The organism is Ideonella azotifigens, assembly GCF_006519715.1.
In the GTDB taxonomy this organism is placed as follows: Bacteria; Pseudomonadota; Gammaproteobacteria; order Burkholderiales; family Burkholderiaceae_C; genus Ideonella; species Ideonella azotifigens.
Window position 1 is genome coordinate 1 of the sequence record NZ_VIDT01000371.1, and the last position, 5496, is coordinate 5496.

Consider the following 5496-nt stretch of genomic DNA (forward strand, 5'->3'; position numbering starts at 1 on the left):
CCGTCCACGCCCGCCACCGCGGCCAGCTACGCAGCCCTGCACGAGCGCGCATTGGCGCTGCATGGCGTGCGGCTGCAGGCCGGGCAGGGCGACGTGGGCGTGGTGCTGGCCGGCTTCCAGCAGCGCTGCTTCACCTATGTCTCGGTGAACCCGCTGCGCGGCGAATGCGGGCTGGCGAAGATCAACCTGCATCCGGGCGAATGGCACCACGCGTCCGACCGAGCGACCTACCTGGATGCGATGGCCCCTGAGCTGATCTCGGGCGACCCGGTGTCGCTGGACGAGCTCGCCACGCTGGCCATGCAACACCGCCCGCAGGCCTTGCTGTCCACGTCAATGGCCATGTCCGACGGGCAGCGGAACCGCCTGGCCGCACGCTTCGGCTGCCCGGTGGTGGACGTCTATTCGATGAACGAGGCCGGGCCGATTGCTGCGTTTGTTCAAGCCGCGCAAGGCTTTGTGCTGCTGCAACCGCGGCTGTTCGTCGAGATCCTGGACGAGGCCGGCCGCGCGCTGCCCCCGGGCGAGCTCGGCGAGGTGACGCTCAGCGGTGGCTTCAACCCCTGCCTGCCGCTGCTGCGCTACCGCACCGGCGACCATGCGCGCCTGGTCATGACCACCCTCGGTCCCACGCTGCGCGACCTGCAGGGCCGCCCGCCGGTGCGCTTCCTCGCACGCAGCGGCGCGTGGGTCAACAACGTCGAGCTGACGCAGGCGCTGCGGCGCTTCGACCTGCAGCGCTACGCCCTTCACCAGGCGGCCAACGGCGGGTTGTGCCTGCGTGTGGCCGGCCCGACAAGCCCCGAACTGGCGCCCACCATCGCCGGTCTGCTCGGCGACTGGCCCTTGACCGTCCTGCCGCTGCAAGCAGAGGACAAGGTGCGTCAATACACCAGCGAACTCTCACCCCCATCCCGATGAACCTTGCCGACCTCTCGCCGCTGGAATGGGCGGCCAACCTCGTCACCGCGCTGTCGGTGCTGCTGGCTGCGCAGGCCCGCGTGGCCACCTGGCCCACTGGCATCATCGGCAGCGCGCTGTTTGGCTGGCTGTTCTGGCAGAACCAGCTGTATGCGGACCTCACGCTGCAGCTGTTCTTCATCGCCACCAGCGCTTCGGGCTGGTGGCAATGGCAGCGCGCCGGCGGGCCTGCCGCCACCCAGCAGCGGCAGGCGCTGGCAGGCCGCAGCCTGCTGGGCATGGTGCTAGCCGGTCTCGTGGTGGCGCTGGCCTATGGCGCGCTGCTGCAGCGCTTCACGCAGGCTTACGCGCCGTTCTGGGATTCCGCCGTGCTGGTGACCAGCGTGATCGCGCAGGTCCTGCTGATGCGCGGCCATCACCAGACCTGGCCCGCCTGGCTGGTGGTCAACACGCTGTCGGTGCCGCTGTACCTGAGCCGCGGGCTATTTCTCACTGCTGGGCTCTACACGCTGTTCTGGCTCAACGCCTGGTACGGCTGGTGGCGCTGGCACCGGCTGCAGCATCGCGCGCCGGCTTTGGCATGACGAGGTTCCGACTCGGCCTGGTGGTCGGCAAGTTCTCGCCGCTGCACCTCGGGCATGAACTGGTCATCGCGCACGCGCTGGCCTGCTGCGAGCAGGTGCTGGTGCTGGGCTACAGCGAGCCGGTGCTGGCTGGGTGCGACCGGGCGCGGCGCGAGCGCTGGCTGCAGCGGCGTTTTCCGCAAGTGCTCAACATCCAGCTCGACGACGAGGACGTGCAGCGCCGCTGCCAGGCGCGCGGCCTGCCGTTCCAGCCCATGCCGGGCAACGCCGCGGCCGATGCCCAGCAGCAGGCCTACCTGGCCTGGTTGCTCACCGCCCCGCTGGACCTGCGGCCCGACGCGATGTTCGCCAGCGAGGCCTACCTGCAGCCCTGCGCGGCGGTGCTCAGTCAGGCGCTGGGCCATGCGGTGGCGCCAGTTTCTGTGGACCCGGCGCGCAGTGCGCGACCGATCAGCGCGACGCGCATCCGCGCCGACGTGCATGCCCACCGCGAGTGGCTGCACCCGCAGGTCTACCGGGACTTCGTGCAGCGCGTGGTGTTGCTGGGTGGCGAGTCCACCGGCAAGACCATGCTGGCGCAGGCGCTGGCCGAGCGGCATGAGACTCGCTGGGTGCCCGAATACGGCCGCGAACGCTGGCTGGCCTGCGGCGGCGAGCTGGCGCTGCAGGACTTGCTGGACATCGGCCGCATCCAGGTCGAGCGCGAAGACGAGGCGGCGGGCCATGCCAACCGCCTGCTGTTCTGCGACACCTCGCCGCTGACCACGCTGGGCTACGCCGGCTGGATGTTCGGCGCGCAACCGTCAGCGCTGCAGGCGCTGGCCGGGCGCCGCTATGCGCTCACGGTGCTGTGCGAGCCGGACATTGCCTTCGAGCAGGACGGCACGCGCCAGCCGGCCGGTTTCCGGCTGCAGCAGCAGGCCTGGTACGAGGCGCGCCTGGCCGAACAGTCGGGGCCGTGGCTTCGCGCCAGCGGCAGCGTCGCGCAGCGCCTGCAGCAGGTGGATGCAGCCCTCGCTTCTCTGGCTTGAGCGCCGGGCCGGCGGCGTCACGCCGCTGCCACATTGCCTCGCTAGCCTCACCGGGTTCTGTTGCACGGCAGCCTGGAGCCCACCCCATGACCACATCCGCCACGCACGCCGGCCTGCCCGCGGCCCCCAGTGCCAAGCCGCACCTGGACCACAAACCTGGACCGGTGACGGCCATCGTCTTCATCGGCTTGCTGGCCGCCGGGCTGTTGTTCACCGGCTACAGCCTGACGCGCGACGTGACCGAGGCGGGCGCAGTGGCAACGACCTGGGTGCCTTACCTGCTGCTGGGCGTGGCGCTGCTGATCGCGCTGGGCTTCGAGTTCGTCAACGGTTTCCACGACACCGCCAACGCGGTCGCCACGGTCATCTACACCCACTCGCTGCCGCCCAACGTGGCGGTGGTCTGGTCGGGCTTCTTCAACTTCCTGGGCGTGCTGGTCTCCAGCGGCGCGGTGGCGTTCGGCATCATTTCGCTGCTGCCGGTGGAGCTGATCCTGCAGGTTGGTTCGGGGGCAGGCTTCGCGATGGTCTTTGCGCTGCTGATCGCGGCCATCCTGTGGAACCTGGGCACCTGGTGGCTGGGGCTGCCAGCCTCGTCGTCGCACACCCTCATCGGCTCCATCATCGGCGTGGGCGTGGCCAATGCGTTGATGCATGGCCGGGACGGCACCAGCGGCGTGGACTGGGCGCAGGCCACCAAGGTCGGCTATTCGCTGCTGCTGTCGCCGCTGGTGGGCTTCGGTTGCGCGGCGCTGCTGCTGGTGGTGCTGCGCGCGCTGGTCAAGAAGCGCGAGCTGTACGAAGAGCCCAAGGGCCAGACGCCGCCGCCGTGGTGGATCCGCGGCCTGCTGGTGCTGACCTGCACCGGCGTGTCGTTTGCGCACGGCTCGAACGATGGCCAGAAGGGCATGGGCCTGATCATGCTGATCCTCGTCGGCACGGTGCCGATGGCCTATGCGCTGAACCGCGCGATGCCGGTCGAGCAGACGGTGCAGTTCACCGCGATGGCCCAGGTCACGCAGCAATCGCTGTCCGGCAACGCAGTGCTGGTGGTGCCAGCGGACGCGCGCAAGGTGCTCAGTGACTACGTGCGCACCAAGGCCTACACGCCCGAAGTCGTGCCGGCACTGGCCGAGATGGCCGGCAACATCGGCGCGCAGGTCCAGGCCCACGGCTCGCTGGCCAAGGTGCCTGCGGCTGCGGTGGCCAATGTGCGCAATGACATGTACCTGACCTCGGAAGCCATCCGCCTGCTGGACAAGTCCGGCGAGGGCAAGCTGGACGCACAGTCCAAGGCCAACCTGAAGGCCTTCAAGAGCGGCATCGACGACGCGACCAAGTTCATCCCGCTGTGGGTCAAGGTGGCGGTCGCCATCGCGCTGGGCCTGGGCACGATGGTGGGCTGGAAGCGCATCGTCGTGACGGTGGGCGAGAAGATCGGCAAGACGCACCTGACCTATGCGCAGGGCGCGTCGGCGGAACTGGTGGCGATGCTGACGATTGGCGCGGCCGACATCTACGGCCTGCCGGTCTCGACCACGCACGTGCTGTCGTCCGGCGTGGCCGGCACGATGGCCGCCAACCGCTCCGGCCTGCAGTGGTCCACCATCCGCAACCTGCTGATGGCCTGGGTGCTGACGATGCCGGCGGCCATCGTGCTGTCCGGCTCGCTGTACTGGCTGTTCACGCAGCTGTTCTGAAGCTCACGGCAGAGCTCAATCGACTCAAGCGCCGAGCGGGCGTTCGTCTCCGCAACATCCTGGGCCTCGCTGTCCAGAACTGGGAGCGCCCTGACAGGTGCGTTCTGCCAAACGCATCACGCCGGAACCTGGCCCTGAATGCTCAAGGGTGCGAACTTGCCGTGATGCTTCAGGCCGTCCGCTACGCCAGGACCATCACGGCAGGTGCCAGTCCGAGCTTCTTGGCTCGCCGGGCGAACTTGCGATCATCGAATGTTGCGAGGCTCTCGCAAGATTTGTAGCTTGCGTGGTGCAGCGCGTCAGCGAAATCAATGCCTGCCCCACTGTTGGAGAGCGCTTGCTCAATGGCCTCGCGGTCTTCCAGGGTGATGTGAGCCTGCGCAAGCAGGTGCCGCATGACAGAGGCCACCTCGGCGTGGTCGAAACCGTAGTAACCGCGCATGACCCATTCAAGCTCGAGAACCACGGACTTGCACACCATCAGTGGCTGACCGGACTCGATGAGGCGCCGAGCTGCCAGGCGCTGGCGCTGCGCCTCGGCGTCCGCCTCATCGTCGATGTAGTACCGGGCCAGGACGTTGGTGTCCAGGCCGATCATCGCTTGAGTCCGCGCTTGATCAACATGGCGGGATCGAGATCCGCCGGCACGGTCGTGCGCCGGGTCTTGAGCATGCCGAACCCGCTGCCGGCCTCGCCGGAGGGCGAACTCCGGACCCGCATTTCGACGTGGTCACCGACCAGCGAGAACTCAATGCGGCTGCCCTGCCGAATGCCGAGCTGCTGTCTCAGTTCCTTCGGGATGGTCACCTGCCCTTTGCTGGTGACTGACGTGACTGCCATTGCGTCTCCAAGTATTACACGGTAATACTAGCGGCGCCGGTCCAACCTGGCAATGGTGGCTCGCGACTGGTGCCCAGTGCCAAGCGCGGGGCGCCCGTGCGTTGGGCAGGACCCTCGGCTTGCGCAAACGCCAGTCTGGACGGGCAGATTTGGCGGCCTGCGTGTGGGCCGGGCTGGGCGGCTCAAGCTATCTGGACGGGAATCCGTTCGCGCTGCGGACTGGCTCGGACGGTTTTCCGTTCGGCGCGGCTGCCAGCTGGCCTCGCCAGCGGGGAAAAGCGGTTTGGTGCCCCGCCGCGCTGGGCTGGCACGGTGCCTGCATTAGGGGGTGGATGGCGCAAATGCGCCGCCAATACCGTACAAGCAGGCCAGCAGCAGATGGGCAGTCACCAGGCAAGGGGAGCGATGAGGCAAACAGCC

At 68.4% G+C, this 5496-nt stretch carries 6 protein-coding genes; 4 read left to right on the forward strand and 2 right to left on the reverse strand.

What is annotated here, in order from left to right; genetic code table 11:
• The 4 genes from FKP22_RS19615 to FKP22_RS19630 form a co-directional block, all read left to right on the forward strand.
• Positions 1–921, forward strand: a 921-nt coding sequence (locus FKP22_RS19615; RefSeq protein WP_141289390.1) for a phenylacetate--CoA ligase family protein, incomplete at its 5' end; no start/stop codon positions are given.
• On the forward strand, positions 918–1505 hold the full coding sequence (pnuC, locus tag FKP22_RS19620; protein ID WP_141289391.1) for a nicotinamide riboside transporter PnuC: 588 nt from the start codon (positions 918–920) through the stop codon (positions 1503–1505). The genes FKP22_RS19615 and pnuC, both read left to right, overlap by 4 nt.
• On the forward strand, positions 1502–2536 hold the full coding sequence (locus tag FKP22_RS19625; protein ID WP_141289392.1) for an AAA family ATPase: 1035 nt from the start codon (positions 1502–1504) through the stop codon (positions 2534–2536). Before pnuC ends, FKP22_RS19625 begins: the two co-directional genes overlap by 4 nt.
• A gap of 86 nt (positions 2537–2622) precedes the next feature.
• A complete protein-coding gene (locus tag FKP22_RS19630) occupies positions 2623–4236 on the forward strand; it encodes an inorganic phosphate transporter (protein ID WP_141289393.1) in 1614 nt (537 codons plus the stop codon).
• A gap of 181 nt (positions 4237–4417) precedes the next feature.
• On the opposite strand, the gene FKP22_RS19635 is transcribed toward FKP22_RS19630, so the two are convergent.
• Complete coding sequence (locus FKP22_RS19635) at positions 4418–4834, reverse strand: type II toxin-antitoxin system VapC family toxin (RefSeq protein ID WP_141289394.1); 417 nt, start codon at positions 4832–4834, stop codon at positions 4418–4420.
• Entirely contained in the window at positions 4831–5076 is a 246-nt protein-coding gene (locus FKP22_RS19640; RefSeq protein ID WP_141289395.1) for an AbrB/MazE/SpoVT family DNA-binding domain-containing protein, read from the reverse strand. Before FKP22_RS19640 ends, FKP22_RS19635 begins: the two co-directional genes overlap by 4 nt.
• Positions 5077–5496: the final 420 nt, after the last annotated feature.

Coding starts and splice junctions, on each gene's coding strand:
- FKP22_RS19630 (WP_141289393.1), top strand. CDS start 2,623: ATGACCACATCCGCCACGCACGCCGGCCTGCCCGCGGCCCCCAGTGCC.
- FKP22_RS19635 (WP_141289394.1), bottom strand. CDS start 4,834: ATGATCGGCCTGGACACCAACGTCCTGGCCCGGTACTACATCGACGAT.
- FKP22_RS19640 (WP_141289395.1), bottom strand. CDS start 5,076: ATGGCAGTCACGTCAGTCACCAGCAAAGGGCAGGTGACCATCCCGAAG.
- FKP22_RS19625 (WP_141289392.1), top strand. CDS start 1,502: ATGACGAGGTTCCGACTCGGCCTGGTGGTCGGCAAGTTCTCGCCGCTG.
- pnuC (WP_141289391.1), top strand. CDS start 918: ATGAACCTTGCCGACCTCTCGCCGCTGGAATGGGCGGCCAACCTCGTC.